Source organism: uncultured Campylobacter sp., assembly GCF_938018145.1.
In the GTDB taxonomy this organism is placed as follows: domain Bacteria; phylum Campylobacterota; class Campylobacteria; order Campylobacterales; family Campylobacteraceae; genus Campylobacter_A.
Genome location: NZ_CALIII010000352.1, coordinates 1 through 2,502 on the forward strand (window position 1 = coordinate 1; position 2,502 = coordinate 2,502).

General features: G+C 44.5%; 3 protein-coding genes. 1 reads left to right on the forward strand and 2 read right to left on the reverse strand.

Features of this window, described 5'->3' with window-relative positions; translation table 11 throughout:
- Nucleotides 1-51 precede the first annotated feature (51 nt).
- Both Q0338_RS08085 and ybaK read right to left on the reverse strand, forming a co-directional pair.
- Nucleotides 52-1,452 carry a phosphomannomutase/phosphoglucomutase gene (locus Q0338_RS08085; RefSeq protein WP_298086307.1) on the reverse strand — a complete coding sequence of 467 codons (1,401 nt, stop codon included), beginning with the start codon at nucleotides 1,450-1,452 and terminating at the stop codon, nucleotides 52-54.
- 67 nt (nucleotides 1,453-1,519) lie between these two features.
- Entirely contained in the window at nucleotides 1,520-1,993 is a 474-nt protein-coding gene (ybaK, locus tag Q0338_RS08090; RefSeq protein ID WP_298086308.1) for a Cys-tRNA(Pro) deacylase, read from the reverse strand.
- 60 nt (nucleotides 1,994-2,053) lie between these two features.
- Between ybaK and fliL the strand changes: the two genes are divergently transcribed.
- Nucleotides 2,054-2,502, forward strand: a 449-nt coding sequence (fliL, locus tag Q0338_RS08095) for a flagellar basal body-associated protein FliL (protein ID WP_298086309.1), incomplete at its 3' end; no start/stop codon positions are given.

The window sequence follows — 2,502 nt, forward strand, 5'->3', positions numbered from 1 at the left end:
CGGCCAAAGCCTCGTGCCCGAACCTCCGCAAAGTATAACGTTTGTCATTTTTTACACCTTTTGCTTTAAATTTTCGACCAAATTTAAAAATGTTTCTTGAAGCTGCACCAGTAAATTTTGATCCTTGGTCTCAAATCTCGTAACGATAACAGGCGTCGTATTTGAGGCTCGTACTAGCGCCCAGCTACCGTCCTCAAATCTCACTCTAACTCCGTCTATGTCGATGATTTCGGCTATTTTACCTAGGCCTGCTAGCAAATTTTGCGCGTCGCCATTTTCGTAAATTTCAACCAAAACCTCTTTTAGCTTTGCCACAAGCTTAAATTTCTGTGCGTCGGTCGTTTTTACCTTGATCTCGTCGGTGCTAAAGACTTTTGGCAGTTTATCTAGCTCGCCGTCAAGGTTAAAGCCCTTTGCGACCAGCTCTAGCGCGCGAAACATCGCATACGTCGCGTCGTCAAAGCCAAAATACCGCTCCTTAAAGAAAATATGCCCGCTCACCTCGGCCGCCATGTCGATATTTAGCTCCTTCATCGCCTTTTTGATATTGCTGTGGCCGGTCTTGCCCATGAAGCTTTTGCCGCCGTGCGCGTCGATCTCGTCGTACATATTTTGCGAGCATTTGACCTCGCCCAGCACGCGCGGATTTTTCATCGCGAGGCTATATAGATAGGCTAGCTCGTCGCCTTTTATGTTGCGTTTTTTGGTGAGAACCGCGATACGGTCGCCATCGCCGTCAAAGCCAAATCCTATGTCAAATTCGCCCTTTAGCGCAGCTTTTAGATCGGTTAAGTTTTTCTCCTCGCTTGGATCTGGGTGGTGGTTTGGGAAGTTGCCGTCGGGCTGTGGATATAAAATTTTCGCATCCAAATTTAACGCCTCGCAAATTTCAGGCAACACCACTCCGACCGCGCCGTTTGCGCAGTCAATGACGATTTTAAGCGGTAAAGCTTTTAAATGCGCAAACTGCTCTATGAGAAAATTTTTATAAGGCGTCGCGATATCGAATTTTTCAGCCCTCAGATCATCCGGTATTTGCGTTTTTGCCGCGATGTCCGCTAGTACGGCGGTTTTTAACTTTTGCAAATCCTCACCAAAATAGCTATCTTTAAAAATCGTGATTTTAAAGCCGTTGTACTCTTTTGGATTATGAGAGCCGGTTATCATTATGTTTGCGTCAAATTTGTCCGTAAATACGCTAAAATACCCGACCGGAGTCGGTAACAAGCCGATATCGTAGACTTTGATGCCGGCCAAATTTAGCCCGCTAACTAGCCAGCCGAAAATCTCGCCCGCGCTTAGCCTAGCGTCATATCCTACGCTAACGTTTTTTGCGCCTCGGCGTAGCATTTCTCGGCCCAAATTTAACCCGATCGCCTTAACGCTCGTTTCGTTTAGATCGCGCTCGTAAATGCCGCGTATATCGTATTCTCTAAAAATTTCGTCTATCAAAATTTTACCTTTTTAAATTTATTTTATTTTAAGACGGCGTATTTTAGCATTTTTGGGTTAAATTTTACTAAACAGCGAAGTCTCCAAGCTTTGCGCTAATAGCTTCTATCAAGCTTTGGGGCGCGATTTTTATCTGTTTTCCGCGCACGCCGGCGCTTACGTAGACGTAGTCTTGTTTTAAAATCCTCTTATCAAAAAACGTCTCAAACGCCTTTTTCATCGCTATGGGCGAGCAGCCGCCACGGATATAGCCCGTCACTTTTTCAAGCTCTCTTAAGTTTAAAAGTTCGCATTTTTTATGCCCGCTAAGTCTTGCTAGAGCCTTTAAATTTAAGCTCAAATCGCCCTGTATGCACGCTACGACGTAGCCTTTAGGCTCGCATTCGCAGACGATGGTTTTGTAGATTTTTTCTATTTGCTCGCCGCAAACGGCGGCCACGTGAACGGCGCTCAGATCGCTTTCGTCCACTTCGTATTCAACTAGCTCGTAGGGGATATTTTTACCGTCTAGAAACCTCGCGGCATTTGTTTTATGTACCATTGCCTTCTCATTTTTCAAAAATTTAAGATATAATTATAGCTAAAATTTTAAGGAGAATAGATGGCTGAAGAGACACAAGCTAAAAAAAGCAGTAGCTTAGTTTTAATCATAATCATCGTTATTTTGATACTACTTTTAGTGGTCGGAGGATTGCTTGCATTTTTACTAATGAGCGGCAACGACGATGCCACACAGACGCAAACAGCACAAGCGCAAACCGAGCAAGTCCAATCAGCAGCACCAAAAAGCACGGCAGGCAAACGCTCAAACGACTACATAAATATGGGGCCCGTTTATCCGCTCGATCAGTTTATCGTAAATTTACTTAGCGAAAGCGGCTCGAGATACCTAAAAACAAAGGTCGATCTAGAGCTTAGCGCCGAGACGCTAACGCCTGAAATCGATAAGAAAAAGCCGCTAATCAGGGATATCATCGTATCGACGCTATCGTCTAAAACATACGAGGAAGTCAGCACCCAAAAAGGTAAAAACCGCCTAAAAGACGAGAT